The organism is Caballeronia sp. LZ016 (genome assembly GCF_031450805.1).
Lineage (GTDB): Bacteria > Pseudomonadota > Gammaproteobacteria > Burkholderiales > Burkholderiaceae > Caballeronia.
This window is the reverse complement of sequence record NZ_JARTVY010000001.1, coordinates 1,382,389-1,399,052: the sequence shown is the minus strand read 5'-3', so window position 1 is coordinate 1,399,052 and position 16,664 is coordinate 1,382,389. Positions and strand designations below refer to the sequence as shown.

Genomic DNA, 16,664 nt, shown 5'->3' with positions numbered 1-16,664 from the left:
AGAACATGAGCGAAGTCAAAGGTTGTCCGTTCGGGCATGGCGCGGCAGTATCGACGGAAGCAGCGGAAGCGGCCCAAAAAGAGAAGGAAGGCTGGCACGACGCCAGGCTCGATTTCTCCGACACGATGAGCTACGGCGATTATCTCGGCCTCGATTCGATCCTCACGGCACAGCATCCCCTCTCGCCGGATCACAACGAGATGCTGTTCATCGTGCAACATCAGACGAGCGAGCTCTGGATGAAGCTCGCGCTATACGAATTGCGCGCGGCGCTGGCTTCCGTTCATCGCGATGAATTGCCGCCCGCGTTCAAGATGCTCGCGCGCGTATCGCGAATCTTCGAGCAACTCGTGCAAGCGTGGAACGTCCTCGCGACGATGACGCCTTCCGAATACACCGCGATGCGGCCTTATCTCGGCGCGTCGTCGGGGTTCCAGTCGCATCAGTATCGGCAGATCGAGTTTCTGCTCGGCAACAAGAACGTGCAGATGCTGAAGCCGCACGCGCATCGGCCCGAGATTCTCGAACAGGTGCGCGAGACGCTGGAGTCGCCTTCGTTTTACGACGAAGTCATCCGCCTGCTCGCGCGACGCGGTTTCGACATTGCGCCGGAGCGGCTCGACCGCGACTGGACGCAGCCGACGACGCACGATGCCTCCGTCGAAGCGGCGTGGCTCGCGGTGTATCGCAATCCTTCCCAACACTGGGAGCTGTACGAGATGGCCGAGGAACTCGTCGATCTCGAAGACGCGTTCCGGCAATGGCGCTTCCGCCATGTGACGACGGTCGAGCGGATCATCGGTTTCAAGCAGGGCACGGGCGGCACGGCGGGCGCGTCCTATCTGCGCAAGATGCTCGATGTCGTGCTGTTTCCGGAGCTTTGGCACGTCCGGACCGTGCTCTGATCGTCGCTTTGCCCTATGCCAGGCGCGCGGCCAGCGCCTTCAGCTTCGGGCCGATGATGTCGCGGAAATACGCTTCGTCCATCGACGATGCCGGTCCGCTGCTGCTCAACACGAGCCATCGGCCATTGCGCACATCGCGGAACGGCGCGGCGATGGCGTTCACGTCGTCGTGCCACTCGCGGAACGAATAGCAGCAGCCATCCCGCGCGTAGTCGCCGATGGCGCGCGCCGCCGCCTCGGCCCGTTCCGCGCCCTCCTCCTTTCCCAGCTCTTCGAGTAACGCCTTGCGCGCCACTGGTTCCTGCGCGGCGAGATAGGCGCGGCCCATCGAACTCGTCAACATCGACAGGCGCGAGCCGGGCGCGAGGCCGAGCGTCAGCGCCGTCTCGCTGCGGATGGTTTCCAGATAGATCATGTCGAGTCCGTCGCGGCATCCGAGCGATACCGCCGCGCCGATCTCGCGCGCCAGGGCGCGCATGTGCGGGCGCGCGAGTTCGAGCGTGTCCGCGCCGGCGAGCAGCGCGAAGCCCAGCGACAGCACGCCGGTGTCGAGCGCGTACTTGCCGGCGGCTTCGTCGAAGCGCAAGTAGCCGAGCGTCGCGAGCGTATAGGCGAGGCGGTTCACGGTGGCCTTGGGCAAGCCGGTGCGTTGCACGAAATCGCGATTGCCGAGCAGCGTTTCGCCGGGCCGGAATGCGCGCAATATGTCGAGACCGCGTGCGAGCGCGACGACGAACTTGCGCTCGTCGATGCCAGCGTGCCTGGGCCCGCGCGACGCACTCGCGGGCGACTCGCGACTGTTGGCGGGTTTCATCGAATGCTAAACTCGGAATGGAATGCAGAACATTGTTTCGCACAGCGGAACGCGCGTCAAGCGTCGTCGCGTGCCGATCTGCGATGCATCGACATGACATGACAGGAGAACCCGCATGGCCGACGCCGCCCGATTCAACTGGGAAGACCCGCTGCTGCTGGATCAGCAATTGAGCGAAGACGAGCGCATGGTGCGCGACGCCGCGCGCGCCTACGCGCAGGACAAGCTGCAGCCGCGCGTGACGCAGGCGTTTCGCGACGAGAAGACCGATCCGGCGATCTTCCGCGAGATGGGCGAACTCGGCCTGCTCGGGCCGACCATTCCCGAGCGATATGGCGGACCGGGGCTCAACTACGTCAGCTACGGGCTGATCGCGCGGGAAGTGGAGCGCGTCGATTCTGGCTACCGGTCGATGATGTCGGTGCAATCGTCGCTCGTCATGGTGCCGATCCATGCGTTCGGCAGCGACTCGCAGAAGGAAAAGTACCTGCCGAAGCTGGCGCGCGGCGAGTGGATCGGCTGCTTCGGCCTGACAGAGCCGAACGCCGGTTCCGACCCGGCGAGCATGACCACGCGCGCGAAGAAGGTGCAGGACGGCTATTCGCTCTCGGGCGCGAAAATGTGGATCTCGAATTCGCCGATCGCGGATGTGTTCGTCGTCTGGGCAAAGCTGGAGGAAGACGGCCGTGACGACATTCGCGGCTTCATCCTGGAGAAGGGCTGGAAGGGGCTATCGGCGCCCGCGATACACGGCAAGGTCGGCTTGCGAGCGTCGATTACGGGCGAAATCGTGATGGACGATGTTTTCGTCCCGGAAGACAACCTGCTGCCGAACGTGCGCGGGTTGAAAGGGCCGTTCACGTGTCTCAACTCCGCGCGCTACGGCATCTCGTGGGGCGCGCTCGGCGCAGCGGAGGCCTGCTGGCACACCGCGCGGCAATACACGCTCGACCGCAAGCAGTTCGGGCGTCCGCTCGCCGCGAACCAGTTAATCCAGAAGAAGCTCGCGGATATGCAGACCGAAATCACGCTCGGGCTGCAAGGCGTGCTGCGGCTCGGCCGGATGAAGGACGAAGGCACGGCGGCAGTCGAGATCACATCGATCATGAAGCGCAACTCATGCGGGAAGGCGCTTGAAATCGCACGCCTCGCGCGCGACATGCTCGGCGGCAACGGCATCTCGGATGAGTTCGGCGTCGCGCGGCATCTCGTCAATCTCGAAGTCGTGAATACTTACGAGGGCACGCACGATATCCACGCGCTCATTCTCGGACGCGCGCAGACGGGCATTCAGGCGTTTTTCTGACGTTCCCCCGGTGAGCCTTTTGTAACTTTCGATAGGCCGCTGAAACTTTTACGGGTCAGATCGTCTCCATGTTGCAACAGTGTCGGACGGTCGAGCCACGTGGGCGCCGTTCATCGCCTCTTTCCGTTAAACGGGGCAGGAACGAAACCTGCAGACGTTCGGCGCTGCAACCAAGCCTCCTCGTCAGCGATGGCATCTTTGGTTACGATTCCCGTAGCCTTACCGATTGGAGCCTTTAATGTCAGAAATCAATAAGGAGCAATTCATGTCGGACATCAAAAGCGTACTCGCTGACGCCGAAGACCTTCTCAAGCAAGCCGCTGCCGCAACGGGTGAACGCGCCTCCGAGTTGCGTGAAACCGCGATGTCGCGCCTAAAGCAAGCCAGAGAGAAAGCCGCCGATGCGCAAGTCGTCGTGATCGAACGCGGCAAGAAGGCTGCGCGCGCCACCGATGATTACGTGCACGAGCATCCGTGGGCGTCCATCGGAATCGCGGCCGGCGTCGGCATGGTCATCGGTCTCCTTATCAATCGCCGTTAAGCGTTTCAGGCGGACCCCGTTCGGCAGGCGCCGTGTTTCCGAACCAATGGCCCGTCGCTTGCTAACGGGGTAACCGACGCGATCCGGACTGGCCAGGACGGATCGCCTCAGGCCGAACCGCGAACGCCCTGCCCGGGTACGCGGCTCGACACTCGCGCCGGCCGGCTGCCTCGTGCACCGGCCGGGACCATGAAAGCCGCAACCAACGCGCCCCCGCACCCAAACCATGACGACAGAACGGCTTCCGCGCGACTCCTCCCAAGGACCCTTGCGCCGCATCGTGAGTTCGGTTTTCGCGATCTTCGAAACGCGACTCGAGCTGATCGGCATCGAACTGCAAGAAGAGAAAGAACGGCTGATCGGCGTGCTTTTTCTCGGGCTTGCCGCGATGCTGCTCGCCATGATGGCGCTGATTTCCCTGACGGTGCTCATCGCCATTTTCTTTTGGGACACCTATCGCTGGCAGGCGCTCGGCGGCATTACCTTGCTGTATGCGGTCATCGCGATCATTTGCGGCCTGAGCGCGCGCGGCAAGCTGCGCAGTGCGCCGCATCTGTTCGACGACACGCTCGATCAATTCCGCAAGGATCGCGACATCTTCGACTGATCCGCAACGCGCACGAATTCCCGTCCACGCTGAATCACACATGCCCGTTCGACCATGAGCCAACACGACGACACCAACAAGGCAGGGAAGCGCGAAGTGCAGCAACAGCTTCGCACGCCGCACATGCGCACGCTGCGCAAGGAACTGCTGCTTGCTCGCGCCGATGTCGAGCGCATGGAGCTGCGCCAGGCGACGAACGATCTGCGCGAGTCCGTCGCGCATCTGCCTCTCATCGGGCTGATGGTGTCGGGCAGACGATCCGGGCGCCGCTCGGTGAGGCGCGGCGCAGCGGGAGGCGGCATGGGCAGTTTGCTCGCTTCGCTCAATGCGATGATGAGCGGCCGCGGCCCGGCCGGCGGAAAGTTCGGGTTCCTGTTCAAACAGTATCCGGTGGTCGGCTCGCTCGCTTCGCTCTTGCTGACGCGCCCGGTACGTAACACGGTGCTGCGCGGCGCGAAGCCGTTGCTCAAGTGGGGCGGTCTCGGGCTCGCCGCGTGGGAAGCATGGCGCATCTATCAGCAGATGAAGGCGACGAACACGGAAACGTCGACGAACGCTGTCGATCCGACCGTTTTCTAGGCGCATCATCCCTTCCCCGTCCAGCACGCCGACGACTTCGCCGCATCGAGCGGGGCGGCGGCGTCGGCTAGGCGGTTAGACCTAAGCCCGGTGGCGTCGATGACGAAGACGCCGCATGCGTCGTTCTGCATGACGCCGGATGCGACGGGCGCGGCTTCGATTGCGTAGCCGCCGTTCGTCGCCGATTCCGGCAGCAGCGCGAGCCGATACACCGGCGTTCCGGTCGACGGCGCCTGATCCAGACCGGCGCTCAGCGCAATCGAGTCCGTCCCGGTTTGCGCAAGCCGCGCCGTTTCGATGAACTGCACCGCGCGCTGAAGCGCCGCCGCCGCATCGAGCCGGTGCGTCTTCGCGACATGCGTCCGATATGCCGGAAACCCGAACGTCGCGATAATCGCCGCCACGCCGAGCGCGATCATCAGTTCGAGAAGGCTGAAACCCGCGTGTATCCGATGCCGGTTCTTCATTGCAAAGCTCCCCAGAATGGCTTGGCGACGACGCGCCGCCAGTGTTGCGTGACGATGCCGTCCGCTGAATCGATTCGCATCTGAAGCCAGGCTTCCGACTGCGGCTGCGCGCCGAAACCGCGCGCTCTAACGAGATACGACGCCGACGAGGATTGACCCGAGCGCGTCCACGCTTCGATCAGACATTGCGGCGCGCGCATCGCGTAAGGCCACGCGATGAACGGCGCAATCGCCACCGCAGACGCACCTTCGAACGACGCGCTGAGCCGCCAGCGAGCCGGCTCCTGATTCGGCGATCCCGTCCCGGGCAACGCCGCCGAAAGCATGCGGCTGCAACGCAAAAGCGCGCTGTCCGCCGCATCAAACGCCTGGATGCGTTCGCGGGCGGCCATCGTCGTGCGCGCCGCGACGAGCGATGTCTGCAGCCATGCGCTTGCCGTAACCAGCATCGTCGCGGCCAGCAGCAACACGATCGGCAGGACCGCCCCGCGAGACTTGGATCGCTGCTTCATGCCGGACCTCGACTGCTCGCCGCCGCGTTGCGTATCGCGACGTGCCGCCAGAAGGCCTGTCGCGTGCGGCCGTCATCGGCAATGACGCTCGCGCCGCTGCAATCGACGTAGCTCGTCCTCGGACTGCTCAGCGTGACGAAGCCACGCACGAGCACGCACAGGTCGATTGCATGGACTTCGGGCCATCGGTCGCGCGGAATCGCCGAGGCATCGACGGCGCTGGGCGCGTCCGTCAGCCAGTACTGGATTCGAATGCGTTCGATGCCCTCGACCAGCGGCTGCGCCTGCTTGCCGCCGCCCTCGCAGTACAGTTCCGGCTCGCCGGCCGACGTGCCCCCTTTAGCGTAGAAGCGATTGGTGACGTAGTCGTCGGCGACGGCCTGGCCCAGGCAATCGGTCGGCGCGCCCGTCGATGCGGGCCACGTGGATACGGCGTCCGCCGCGTATCGCACTTGCAGGCCATCCGAGCGGCTCGCCAGCGATTCGCACGACGCCGCCGTGTCCGCGCCGACTACGCGGCCTTGCACGCAGCCGAACAGCGGCGCATCGGCGCGGGTGGATGCGAAGCCCGACATCTGCACATGCTGCGCGATGAGTTCGAGTGCGGCGACGGCGCCGTCGTGGATGCGGGCGGTATCGGCGGCACGCTCGAAAGCAGCCCGCTGCCCGCGATATAACGATAGCGCCGCCACCACGATCAGCAGCCCGAGCGCGAGCGAAATCGTGAGTTCGAGCAGCGTATGGCCGCCCGTGGTGAAGGGACGCTTACTCATCGCGCAAACGCCACGACGATGCACGACGCGCGCGGCTTCGCCTGCGGCTCGGGACAAGGATCGGTGCGATCGTCCGCGCGCCAGCTCACGGTCGCGACGCGCACGCCATCGGCGCGGTCTTGCACGGCGACATCGGCGTCCGGAAGCATCGCCGCCGCCCTCGCCTGCCACTGCGACACGACCGACGCGCGATCCGCGTCGCTCCGAATGCCTTCGACAACTGAATCCGCGATGAGCGCGGCACGCTCGCGCATCAGCGCCGACCGCGCGCCGCGTGCAAGCGCGCTTTGCAGCGCGATGAAGCCGAGCGCAGTAATCGCGGTAATCGACAGCGCAATCATGACTTCGAGCAACGAATCGCCAGCTTGATGCGTCTTCATGCCGGTGCCACGCAGCTCCCCGCCGTCATGCGCGGACGTCCGCCTGCTGCGAGCCGGATGCAGCGCCGAGCCGCCGTATTCGACGCGGCATCCGCGCCGCGCGGAGCGAAATCGAAGCTGCGAAAGCCACCGATGACCTGCCCGGCAGGCGGCGTGAACGAGAGATCGGTCGCCGCGCCGGCAATCGAAATCGACGATACGGCAGGTTCGGCGCGCAACAGCGCGGGCACGCCGTCGCGATCGACAAGAGCGCCCAGCCGCACGACCAGTCCGTGACGCCGTTATCGCAGCTTTTTCCCGACGCGAGGCAGTGCCGCGCGGCGTCGATGCGGCATAGCGTGATGCGCGCGCCCCGGCGCAACGATTCGGCGCGGGCAAGCGAGAGCGTCGAGAACAGCGAGCGCGCGCGGGCATCGACCTGGTCGCGCGTTTGCCAGGCGAAAAACGAGGGCGTCGCGAAGGTCGCGAGAATCGCCATGACGGCGAGCACGACGCAAAGTTCGACGAGCGTGAACCCCGCGATGGATTTGCGGTTCATCTGCATCCCTTATCGATCGAGTTGAACGAAGGTCGAATCTATCGGGAAGCAAGACGCGCCGCCATTAGCCGAACGGCCTAGTGTTCGCGCGGCTTTGCCCCCGGCAGACTACGCGAGGGATTCGGGAAACAGGGAACGGCTCGGGGGGAAGGATGAAACGAGGATCAGCGCTTGCGCGAAGCAGACTTCTTGGGCGCGGAGCGGCGGAATTCGTCGAGCACGTCTTCGAATTCGGAGACGTCTTCGAAGCGCTTATACACGGATGCGAAGCGCACGTACGCGATGGTATCGAGTTGGCGAAGCTCGTTCATCACGAGTTCGCCGAGCCGCTCGCTCTGCACTTCGCGCTCGCCGCTACCCAGCAATTGATATTCGATGCGCGCGACGGCGGCATCGATGGCGTCGGCCGCAACCGGACGCTTGCGCAATGCGAGCTTCATGCTCGCGACGATCTTGCGACGGTCGAACTCCGTGCGGCTGCCGTCCTTCTTGACGACCGACGGCAGCGCCAGTTCGACGCGCTCGTACGTGGTGAAACGCTTGTCGCACGCGGGACAGCGCCGCCGCCGCCGAATGGCCGCGCCGTCCTCCGACACGCGAGAGTCCACGACCTGAGTGTCTTCGTGTCGGCAGAACGGGCAGCGCATTGGCGTACGTCTCGCGAGTTAACGGTAGACCGGGAAGCGCTTGGTCAGCTCGCCCACTTGCGCGCGCACGCGATCGAGCGTTGCCTGGTCTTCCGGATTGTCGAGCACATCCGCAATCAGATTGCCGACGATCTCCGCCTCTTTCGTGCCGAAGCCGCGCGTGGTCATCGCGGGCGAGCCCAGACGCACGCCGCTCGTGACGAAGGGCTTTTCCGGGTCGTTCGGGATCGCGTTCTTGTTGACCGTGATGTGCGCATTGCCGAGCGCCGCTTCCGCTGCCTTGCCGGTGATTTTCTTCGCGCGCAGATCGACGAGCATCACGTGGCTTTCGGTGCGGCCCGACACGATGCGCAGGCCACGCTTGACCAGCGTTTCGGCCAGCACGCGCGCATTGTCGATCACGGCTTGCTGATACGTCTTGAACTCGGGCGCGAGCGCTTCCTTGAACGCGACGGCCTTCGCCGCGATGACGTGCATCAGCGGACCGCCCTGAATGCCGGGGAAAATCGCCGAATTGATCTGCTTCTCGAACTCGGCCTTCATCAGGATGACGCCGCCGCGCGGGCCGCGCAGGCTCTTGTGCGTGGTCGTCGTGACGAAGTCCGCGTGCGGCACCGGGTTCGGATAGAGCCCCGCGGCAACCAGACCCGCGTAGTGCGCCATATCGACCATGAAGTACGCGCCGACGCTCTTCGCGATCTGCGACAGCCGCTCGAAGTCGATGCGCAGCGCAAACGCCGACGCGCCCGCCACGATCAGCTTCGGCTTGTGTTCCCTGGCGAGCGCTTCGGTCTTTTCATAGTCGATGTCTTCGGCTTCATTCAGACCGTAGCTCACCACGTTGAACCACTTGCCCGACATGTTGACGGGCGATCCGTGCGTCAGGTGACCGCCTTCGGCGAGGCTCATGCCCATGATGGTGTCGCCGGGCTTGAGCATCGCGAAGAACACGCCCTGGTTCGCCTGCGAGCCGGAGTTCGGCTGCACGTTCGCGGCTTGCGCGCCGAACAGTTGCTTCACGCGGTCGATCGCCAGTTGCTCGACGATATCCACGTACTCGCAACCGCCGTAATAGCGCTTGCCCGGATAGCCTTCGGCGTACTTGTTCGTGAGTTGCGAGCCCTGCGCTGCCATCACGGCGGGCGAGGTGTAGTTTTCCGACGCGATCAGTTCGATGTGATCTTCCTGGCGGCGGTTTTCCTGCTCGATCGCCTTGAGCAATTCGGGATCGACCTTGGCAAGGGTACTTTCGGCTCTGTCGAACATACGTTTTCCGTGAAATCAGAACAGGTTGACTGGACCGCGCATGAAGGAGCGCCCTTCACGCAAACGCGGAAGACGCTGGACACCGGTTGTGCCATGACGCGACGGATTGGGGAAGACTCCGGTTTCGCGGAACGGACAGCCACCGGCAACGCAGCGACGGCGCGCGGATCTCAGCTGCCCAGGCGAACGGCAAAACGACGCTCCGCGCTTCCTAGTGGGTCGTTCCACCTTGAATCCGAAGATTCTATCGCCAGTCACGCGGGGTTTGAGCGTTGTAGTTTAATGGGCGTCCGGGCTTTAGGCAACCGGCCGCCCGGCCAATGGGCATGCGGCTTCCAAGCTCTCGTGCTGCCGTCCGGAGCACGATCGTTCGCACCCGCAGTTACTTGCCGCGGCGCATCAATGGAAGTACCCTTTGCGCCGTTGCCGGACGCGTGTCCCCACGCGGCCCGGTTCCGTCTATCGCTCCTATCGAACCGGAGTTCGACCATGATCGTCTTCGTCACCGGCGCATCCGCCGGCTTCGGCGCTGCTATCGCGCGCACTTTCGTCAAAGGCGGCCATCGCGTGATCGCGGCGGCGCGGCGCAAAGAGCGGCTCGTCGCGCTATCGCAGGAACTCGGCGATGCCCTGCTGCCCATCGAACTCGATGTGCGCGACGGCAATGCCGTCAGGAAGGCGGTGGCCTCGCTGCCGGAGGCGTTCGCACAGATCGACGTACTCGTGAATAACGCGGGTCTCGCGCTCGGTCTCGAACCTGCGCAGCGCGCGAACCTCGAAGACTGGCAGAACATGATCGACACGAACTGCGCGGGTCTCGTCGCGGTTACGCACGCCGTCCTGCCGGGCATGGTCGAACGCAGTCGCGGACACGTCTTCAACATCGGATCGGTCGCGGCGACATACCCCTACCCCGGCGGCAACGTCTACGGCGCGACCAAGGCGTTCGTGCGCCAGTTCAGCCTGAATCTGCGCGCCGACCTCGCGGGCACCGCGCTGCGCGTCACCGACATCGAGCCCGGCCTCTGCGGCGGCACGGAGTTCTCCAATGTGCGCTTCAAGGGCAACGACGAAAAAGCAGCAGCCGTCTATAAGGACGTGCAGCCGCTCACAGCCGAAGATATCGCCGATTCCATTTACTGGATCGCCACGCGCCCCGCTCACGTGAATATCAACGCGATCGAACTGATGCCCGTCGCGCAAACGTTCGGACCGTTGCAAATTCACCGCGGCTGACGCTGCAAAGTGCCTGAGGATTTGGCGGGCGCGCAGCGGGTTCCGGTAAAATGCCGCCGATGAATATTTGTCAAAAAGCAAGCCATAGTGGGCCGGTCGGCCCCGGCGCGAGCAGGATGGCGCAAAGGTGAGCGATCCGTTGTGAGCAATCCGTTGATTTTCGAATGGCCGATTCGCGTGTATTACGAGGACACCGACGCCGGCGGCATCGTTTTCTATGCGAACTACCTGAAGTTCTTCGAGCGTGCGCGCACCGAATGGCTGCGCGCGTGCGGCATCGACCAGCAGCGTCTCGCGGATTCCGACGGCGTCGTGTTCGTCGTGAAGCGGACGTCCGTCGATTATTCGGCGCCCGCGCGGCTCGACGATGTGATTCGCGTGGTCAGCCGCATCGAGCGGCTCGGGCGTGCATCGGTGGATTTTCATCAGGAAGCGTGGCGCGACGGCGTTCTGCTCGCAACCGGTGATATCCGCGTGGCTTCGGTGAATCGCGCGTCGATGCGGCCCGCCGGCATTCCCGAACCGGTGCTCGACGGATTGAAACGCGGTTCGCATGCGAATATCGCGATCGCCGGACACCCCTTGCCGCCCGAAAGCGGATCGAGCCGTGCTTAGCCAGGTAAAGACAATCGAAAACGAGCCGGCCGCCACGCGGCTTTCGTTTTACTCACCCCTGATTTACGAAAGCGTGATGCGCTTCTGACCCGGCGCCTTTTCCGGGACGCAACAGCAGACCTCTATGAACAATACACAAGACTTGTCGATCGTTTCACTCGTCGTCCACGCGAGCGTCCTCGCTCAGGCCGTGATGGCGTTGTTGCTGCTTTTATCGCTTCTTTCGTGGACCTTCATCTTCCGCAAGTGGTTCGCCATTCGCCGTGCGCGCGCGCAAACCGAGCGTTTCGAACGCGATTTCTGGTCGGGCGGGGATCTGCAGGCGCTGTATCAGAGCGCGGCGAACAATCGCCACACCATCGGTGCGCTGGAGCGTATCTTCGAATCCGGCATGCGCGAATTCCTGAAGGGCAAAGAGCGCCGCATCACCGATCCGGGCGCGATCCTCGACGGTTCGCGCCGCGCGATGCGCGCCGCGTTTCAGCGCGAAATGGACGTGCTCGAAGCCAATCTCGCGTTTCTCGCGTCGGTCGGCTCGGTCAGCCCGTATATCGGTCTGTTCGGCACGGTGTGGGGCATCATGAATTCGTTCCGCGGTCTCGCCAACGTGCAGCAGGCGACGCTCGCGAACGTCGCGCCGGGCATCGCTGAGGCGCTCGTCGCCACCGCGATCGGCCTCTTCGCCGCAATTCCGGCGGTCGTCGCGTACAACCGCTATTCGCATGACATCGATCGCCTGGCGATCCGCTTCGAGACCTTCATCGAAGAGTTCTCGAACATCTTGCAGCGCCAGGCGCACTAACAGGAGTCCGCGATGGCAGGCCCGATTCGTTCCAGCATGCGCGGCGGCTCACGTCGCGCGATGGCCGACATCAACGTCGTGCCGTACATCGACGTGATGCTCGTGCTGCTCGTCATCTTCATGGTGACCGCGCCGCTCGTGTCGCCGTCGATCATCAATCTGCCGACGGTCGGCAACGCGCAGCCGCAAGAACAGCAGCCGCCGCTCGTCATCAACATCAAGGCCGACGGCAGCATGAACGTGCGCTACAAGGAAGAAGGCGGCGCGACGCAAGAGCAGAAGATGACGATGGCCGATCTGAACAGCTTCGTGCTCAACCGGCAGGAGCTGCATCCGGATCAGCCCGTCGTGATCGCGGCCGATAAGACGGTCAGATACGAGGCCGTCATGAACGTCATGTCCGATATGAAGGCGCGCGGCGTGAAGCGCGTCGGATTGCTCGTCAAATCGCAATGATCGATCGTCGCACCAGTCAGCCTCAACCGGCGCGTCCCCGTTCCGCGAGGCCCGTTCGCCCGCCGCGCGAGCGCGGCACGGGCAAGGCGTTCGCGCTCGCCGCGGTGATGCATCTGCTGCTCGGCTGGCTGCTTTATCACGGCATCAACTGGCAGAACAACACACCGGCGGGTGCAGAAGCGGAAATCTGGACCGATATCCCGGACATGGCCGCGCCGACGCCGCGTCCCGCTCCCCCGCCGCCTGCGCCGGTCAAGGTGCAGCCCGCGCCACCGCCCGCGAAGGACGAGGAAGCGGACATCGCGTTGCAGGAAAAGAAGCGCAAGCAGCAGGAAGCCGCCGCGCGTGAGGCGCAACTCGCCGAGCAGCGCCGTCAGCAAGAGGCGCGCGAGGAAGCCGAGGCGAAGCGTCAGCAGCAACTGGCCGCTCAGGCCGCTGCCGCTGCGGCCGCGCAAAAGGCGATGCAGGACAAGCAGAAGCAGATCGAGAAACAGCGTCAGGCCGATCTGCAAAAGCAACAGCAGAAGGCGCAGCAAGACAAGGAACGCCAGGAGCAACAGGCCGAAGCACAGAAGGCCGAGCAGTTGAAGGAACAAAAGGAAGCAAAGGAAGCAAAAGCCAAAGCCGACGCGCAGGCCAAGGCGAAAGCCGATGCCGAAGCAAAGGCGAAGGCCGCCGCGAAGGCAAAGGCCGATGCCGAAGCGAAGGCGAAGGTCGATCAGGAACGCAAGGCTCGCCTCGCGCAGTTGCAGGGACAGTTGGGCGGCGGCACGGGAACGAGCGGCGAAGGGCTCGCGAAAAGCGGCACCGGCCGAGGCGCGGGCGGCAACGCCACGTCGCCGGGCTATGCGGAGAAGGTGCAGCGGCGCGTGCGGCCGAACATCCGCTGGGGCGGAGAAACGGCTGGCCTCGAGACCGTGGTGGCCGTGCGCTGCTCCCCTTCCGGCACCTTGCTGTCCGCATCGATCACGCGTTCGAGCGGCAACGAGCAGTGGGACAACGCGGCGCTGCGTGCAGTGCAGAGTTCGGACCCGATGCCGGTCGACATCGACGGCAAGGCGCCCGACCGTTTCACGATCACGCTGCGTCCGGCCGGAGGCTGATCGGGCGGCCGCGAGGCTCGTGGCCGCGTGGGAACGAATCGTGCAACCGGGGGTCTGTTTCTGCATTCCCCAGACACTTGAAAACGCTTTTTTCGGAACCTAAACAGCATGAGTTTGATGACGAAGCTTGGCCTGAGAACGCTGGTCGCATCCTGCCTGATCGCAGCCGGCACTGCCGCACACGCCCAGTTGAACGTGCTCGTCACCGGCGTCGGTTCGACCCAGTTCCCGATCGCGACGGCCAATTTCGCCAACGAGGCGAACTCGCCGCAGCAAGTCAGCGCGATCATTCGTCAGGACCTGCAGAGAAGCGGCAAGTTCACGAACATCGACGCGGGCGGCACGCCGGTTTCGGAGACCGATTCCGTCGATCTCGGCGCGTGGAAAGCCAAGGGCGCGGATGCGTTCGTGTCCGGCAGCGTCACGCGGCTGTCGAACGGACAATACGAAGTGCGCTTCCGTCTCTACGACACGGTCAAGCAGCAGAATCTCGGCGGGCTGTCGCTCGTCAGCGCCGAAAGCGGCCTGCGCATGAGCGCGCACAAGATCGCGGATTACATCTACGCCAAGCTGCTCGGCGGCCGCGGCGTGTTTGCGACGCGTCTGTCGTACGTCATCCAGACGGGCGGACGTTATCAATTGCAGATTTCGGACTCGGACGGCCAGGACGCGAAGATCGCCCTCTCCAGCCCGGAACCGATCATCTCGCCGGCGTGGTCGCCTGACGGCACGAAGGTGGCGTACGTGTCGTTCGAGCGCAAGAAGCCGGTGGTCTACATCCACGATCTGCCGACGGGACGTCGCGTGGTCGTATCGAATCAAAAGGGCAACAACAGTGCGCCGGCGTGGTCGCCGGACGGCCGCAAGCTCGCGGTCGCGCTGTCGCGCACCGGCAATACGCAGATTTTCGAAGTCAACGCGGACGGCTCGAGCCTGCGCCGTCTCACACAAGGCAGTTCCATCGATACCGAGCCGGCCTACTCGCCCGATGGCAGCTCCATCTACTTCACGAGCGACCGCGGCGGCCAACCGCAGGTCTACAAGATGCCGGCGGCGGGGGAAAGCGCCGGCGCGGCCCAGCGGGTCACGTTTGCGGGGAGCTACAACACGAGCCCGCGCGTGAGCCCGGACGGCAAGCAACTCGCGTACATTTCGCGCACTGGCGGCGGCTTCAAGCTGTATCTGCAGGACCTCGCGTCCGGCACGGCGACGGGCCTCACCGACACGACGCATGACGAGTCGCCGAGCTTCGCGGCGAATGGTCAGTACATCCTCTACGCCACCCAAGTGAACGGACGTGGCGTGTTGGCAGCCGTGTCGACCGATGGTCGTACGCGGCAAGTCTTGTCCGTACAGGGCGGTGCGGTGCGCGAGCCGTCCTGGGGTCCGTTCATGCAATAAGTCCAGCAACAACGTTTCACCTACAACGTTCAGCTACAACACAAGGAGAGGTACCATGATGTCGAAACTTCGTATCGGCCTGGCAGTTGCGATGGTCGGCGCATTGGCGGCGTGTCACTCGGGGGTGAAGCTCGATGAAGGCGCAAACAAGGGTGCGGGCACGGCGCAGCCAAATCCGCGTGACGTCCAGACGGTCAATGTCGACCCGCTGAACGATCCGAACAGCCCGCTCGCCAAGCGCAGCATCTATTTCGACTTCGACAGCTACGCCGTGAAGGACGACTATCAGCCGCTGCTGCAGCAACACTCGTCGTACCTGAAAAGCCATCCGGAGCGTCACGTCCTGATTCAGGGCAACACCGACGAACGCGGCACGAGCGAGTACAACCTCGCGCTGGGCCAGAAGCGTGCGGAAGCCGTGCGTCGTGCAATGTCGCTGATGGGCGTGGCCGATTCGCAGATGGAAGCCGTGAGCCTCGGCAAGGAAAAGCCGATGGCGACGGGCCACGACGAGTCGTCGTACGCGCAGAACCGCCGCGCGGATCTCGTGTACCAGCAGTAATCGCAGTACTTTCAGTAACGTAACCAGTCACGGGTGAGTCGCCCTATGTTGTATCGCTTTCCCTTGCTGCGGGTCGCCGCAGCCGCGTGCGTCGTCGGTTCGGTGATGTCGGGCGTGCCCGCGCACGCCGGCGTCTTCGACGACAACGAAGCGCGCAAGGCCGTGCTCGATCTGCGCACGAAGACCGATGGCCTCGCCAATCAGTTGTCGGCTGCGCAGCGCACGATCCTCGATCAGTCCAACCGTATCGACCAGTTGAATCAGCAGGTCGCCACGCTTCGCGGCCAGAACGAGAATCTGGCGAATCAGGTCGCGACGCTGCAAAAGCAGCAGAAGGACTATTACGCCGATCTCGACACGCGCATGAAGAAGTTCGAGCCGCAGCAGCAGACGATCGACGGCGTGACCGGTTCGGTCGAGCCCGGCGAGACGGAAGCGTTCAACGCCGCGTCGACTCAGTTCCGTAACGGTGACTACAAGAGCGCCGCGGCGTCGTTCAAGGCGTTCGTGACGAAGTATCCGCAGAGCCCGTATCAGCCGACCGCGCAGTACTGGCTCGGCAATGCGTTGTATGCGCAGCGCGACTACAAGGGATCGACCGCGATCTGGCAGAACCTGGTGAAGACGTATCCGACGCATCCGCGAGCACCCGAAGCGTTGCTTGCAATCGCGAATAACCAGATCGAGCAGGGTCAGAAAGCGGCTGCAAAGCAGACGCTTCAACAGATCATCTCGCAGTATTCGGGCACCGAAGTCGCGCAGTCCGCGCAAACCAAGATGTCGCAAGTGAAGTAAGCGGAGCTTCGGCTCTCGCGCCTCTCGATGAGGGCGCCCGCAGGCGTGCATGCCTCGGGCGTTTCTCTTATCGATAATAGGCAAGATCGGTTGACAGCATCGGAAATCGCCGATTATAATTTCGCCTCTTTCGGGTCGTTAGCTCAGCTGGTAGAGCAGCGGACTTTTAATCCGTTGGTCACTGGTTCGAATCCAGTACGGCCTACCAAAGAATCAAAAAGGGCTGCGCAATCGCGCAGCCCTTTTTCTTTTGGTGCGCCGCTTTCCTGCCGCATTCGCATAGTCCTCCGCATTAATTTCCCGCCGCCGCTTCGGGACACTCTCTGTCCCGATCCTCCCTATAATCGAGCCATAACTTT

At 63.8% G+C, this 16,664-nt stretch carries 21 protein-coding genes, 1 tRNA gene and 1 riboswitch; of the genes, 14 read left to right on the top strand and 8 right to left on the bottom strand.

Going from position 1 to position 16,664, the window contains the following annotated elements; all coding sequences use genetic code 11:
- Positions 1-5 precede the first annotated feature (5 nt).
- A complete protein-coding gene (gene kynA / locus P9220_RS06705) occupies positions 6-905 on the top strand; it encodes a tryptophan 2,3-dioxygenase (RefSeq protein ID WP_309764127.1) in 900 nt (299 codons plus the stop codon).
- A 13-nt stretch (positions 906-918) separates the two neighbouring features.
- On the opposite strand, the gene P9220_RS06700 is transcribed toward kynA, so the two are convergent.
- Entirely contained in the window at positions 919-1,719 is an 801-nt protein-coding gene (locus P9220_RS06700; RefSeq protein ID WP_309764126.1) for an IclR family transcriptional regulator, read from the bottom strand.
- A 115-nt stretch (positions 1,720-1,834) separates the two neighbouring features.
- Between P9220_RS06700 and P9220_RS06695 the strand changes: the two genes are divergently transcribed.
- The 4 genes from P9220_RS06695 (at position 1,835) to P9220_RS06680 (ending at position 4,752) form a co-directional block, all read left to right on the top strand.
- Positions 1,835-3,025, top strand: coding sequence for an acyl-CoA dehydrogenase (locus tag P9220_RS06695; RefSeq protein ID WP_309764125.1), 1,191 nt, complete (start codon positions 1,835-1,837; stop codon positions 3,023-3,025).
- 238 nt (positions 3,026-3,263) lie between these two features.
- Positions 3,264-3,566: a YqjD family protein gene (locus tag P9220_RS06690; protein ID WP_309764124.1), complete on the top strand. Its 303-nt coding sequence runs from the start codon at positions 3,264-3,266 to the stop codon at positions 3,564-3,566.
- A gap of 226 nt (positions 3,567-3,792) precedes the next feature.
- Positions 3,793-4,173, top strand: a complete 381-nt coding sequence (locus tag P9220_RS06685; RefSeq protein ID WP_035967860.1) for a phage holin family protein — start codon at positions 3,793-3,795, stop codon at positions 4,171-4,173.
- 54 nt (positions 4,174-4,227) lie between these two features.
- Positions 4,228-4,752, top strand: coding sequence for a DUF3318 domain-containing protein (locus tag P9220_RS06680; RefSeq protein WP_309764123.1), 525 nt, complete (start codon positions 4,228-4,230; stop codon positions 4,750-4,752).
- 5 nt (positions 4,753-4,757) lie between these two features.
- Here the strand turns inward: P9220_RS06680 and P9220_RS06675 are convergent, their stop codons facing one another.
- The 7 genes from P9220_RS06675 to glyA form a co-directional block, all read right to left on the bottom strand.
- Complete coding sequence (locus tag P9220_RS06675) at positions 4,758-5,219, bottom strand: type IV pilin protein (RefSeq protein ID WP_309764122.1); 462 nt, start codon at positions 5,217-5,219, stop codon at positions 4,758-4,760.
- Positions 5,216-5,731: a hypothetical protein gene (locus tag P9220_RS06670; RefSeq protein WP_309764121.1), complete on the bottom strand. Its 516-nt coding sequence runs from the start codon at positions 5,729-5,731 to the stop codon at positions 5,216-5,218. Before P9220_RS06670 ends, P9220_RS06675 begins: the two co-directional genes overlap by 4 nt.
- A complete protein-coding gene (locus tag P9220_RS06665; protein ID WP_309764120.1) occupies positions 5,728-6,504 on the bottom strand; it encodes a PilW family protein in 777 nt (258 codons plus the stop codon). Before P9220_RS06665 ends, P9220_RS06670 begins: the two co-directional genes overlap by 4 nt.
- Positions 6,501-6,884, bottom strand: coding sequence for a prepilin-type cleavage/methylation domain-containing protein (locus P9220_RS06660; protein ID WP_309764119.1), 384 nt, complete (start codon positions 6,882-6,884; stop codon positions 6,501-6,503). Before P9220_RS06660 ends, P9220_RS06665 begins: the two co-directional genes overlap by 4 nt.
- Before the next feature lie 25 nt (positions 6,885-6,909).
- Positions 6,910-7,422: a GspH/FimT family pseudopilin gene (locus P9220_RS06655; RefSeq protein WP_404989528.1), complete on the bottom strand. Its 513-nt coding sequence runs from the start codon at positions 7,420-7,422 to the stop codon at positions 6,910-6,912.
- 164 nt (positions 7,423-7,586) lie between these two features.
- Positions 7,587-8,069, bottom strand: coding sequence for a transcriptional regulator NrdR (gene nrdR / locus P9220_RS06650; RefSeq protein WP_309764118.1), 483 nt, complete (start codon positions 8,067-8,069; stop codon positions 7,587-7,589).
- 18 nt (positions 8,070-8,087) lie between these two features.
- Positions 8,088-9,335 carry a serine hydroxymethyltransferase gene (glyA, locus tag P9220_RS06645; RefSeq protein WP_309764117.1) on the bottom strand — a complete coding sequence of 416 codons (1,248 nt, stop codon included), beginning with the start codon at positions 9,333-9,335 and terminating at the stop codon, positions 8,088-8,090.
- Between the two features lie 169 nt (positions 9,336-9,504).
- Positions 9,505-9,603: riboswitch (ZMP/ZTP riboswitch) on the bottom strand.
- A gap of 221 nt (positions 9,604-9,824) precedes the next feature.
- Here glyA and P9220_RS06640 point away from each other — a divergent pair.
- The 9 genes from P9220_RS06640 (at position 9,825) to P9220_RS06600 (ending at position 16,513) form a co-directional block, all read left to right on the top strand.
- A complete protein-coding gene (locus tag P9220_RS06640) occupies positions 9,825-10,571 on the top strand; it encodes an SDR family NAD(P)-dependent oxidoreductase (RefSeq protein WP_309764116.1) in 747 nt (248 codons plus the stop codon).
- 141 nt (positions 10,572-10,712) lie between these two features.
- Complete coding sequence (gene ybgC, locus P9220_RS06635; protein WP_309764115.1) at positions 10,713-11,186, top strand: tol-pal system-associated acyl-CoA thioesterase; 474 nt, start codon at positions 10,713-10,715, stop codon at positions 11,184-11,186.
- A 124-nt stretch (positions 11,187-11,310) separates the two neighbouring features.
- Entirely contained in the window at positions 11,311-11,988 is a 678-nt protein-coding gene (gene tolQ, locus P9220_RS06630; protein ID WP_309764114.1) for a protein TolQ, read from the top strand.
- Between the two features lie 12 nt (positions 11,989-12,000).
- Entirely contained in the window at positions 12,001-12,444 is a 444-nt protein-coding gene (tolR, locus tag P9220_RS06625) for a protein TolR (protein WP_309764113.1), read from the top strand.
- Positions 12,441-13,547, top strand: a complete 1,107-nt coding sequence (gene tolA / locus P9220_RS06620) for a cell envelope integrity protein TolA (protein WP_309764112.1) — start codon at positions 12,441-12,443, stop codon at positions 13,545-13,547. The genes tolR and tolA overlap by 4 nt, the downstream gene beginning before the upstream one ends.
- A gap of 108 nt (positions 13,548-13,655) precedes the next feature.
- Positions 13,656-14,948 carry a Tol-Pal system beta propeller repeat protein TolB gene (gene tolB, locus P9220_RS06615; protein WP_309764111.1) on the top strand — a complete coding sequence of 431 codons (1,293 nt, stop codon included), beginning with the start codon at positions 13,656-13,658 and terminating at the stop codon, positions 14,946-14,948.
- A 55-nt stretch (positions 14,949-15,003) separates the two neighbouring features.
- The gene (pal, locus tag P9220_RS06610) at positions 15,004-15,510 is read left to right on the top strand and encodes a peptidoglycan-associated lipoprotein Pal (protein ID WP_309764110.1); all 507 of its coding nucleotides are present in this window, start codon (positions 15,004-15,006) and stop codon (positions 15,508-15,510) included.
- A gap of 45 nt (positions 15,511-15,555) precedes the next feature.
- Positions 15,556-16,305 (top strand): tol-pal system protein YbgF, encoded by a 750-nt coding sequence (gene ybgF / locus P9220_RS06605; RefSeq protein ID WP_309764109.1) that lies wholly within the window; start codon positions 15,556-15,558, stop codon positions 16,303-16,305.
- 132 nt (positions 16,306-16,437) lie between these two features.
- Positions 16,438-16,513 (top strand) — tRNA-Lys (locus P9220_RS06600).
- The last annotated feature ends 151 nt before the right edge of the window (positions 16,514-16,664 follow it).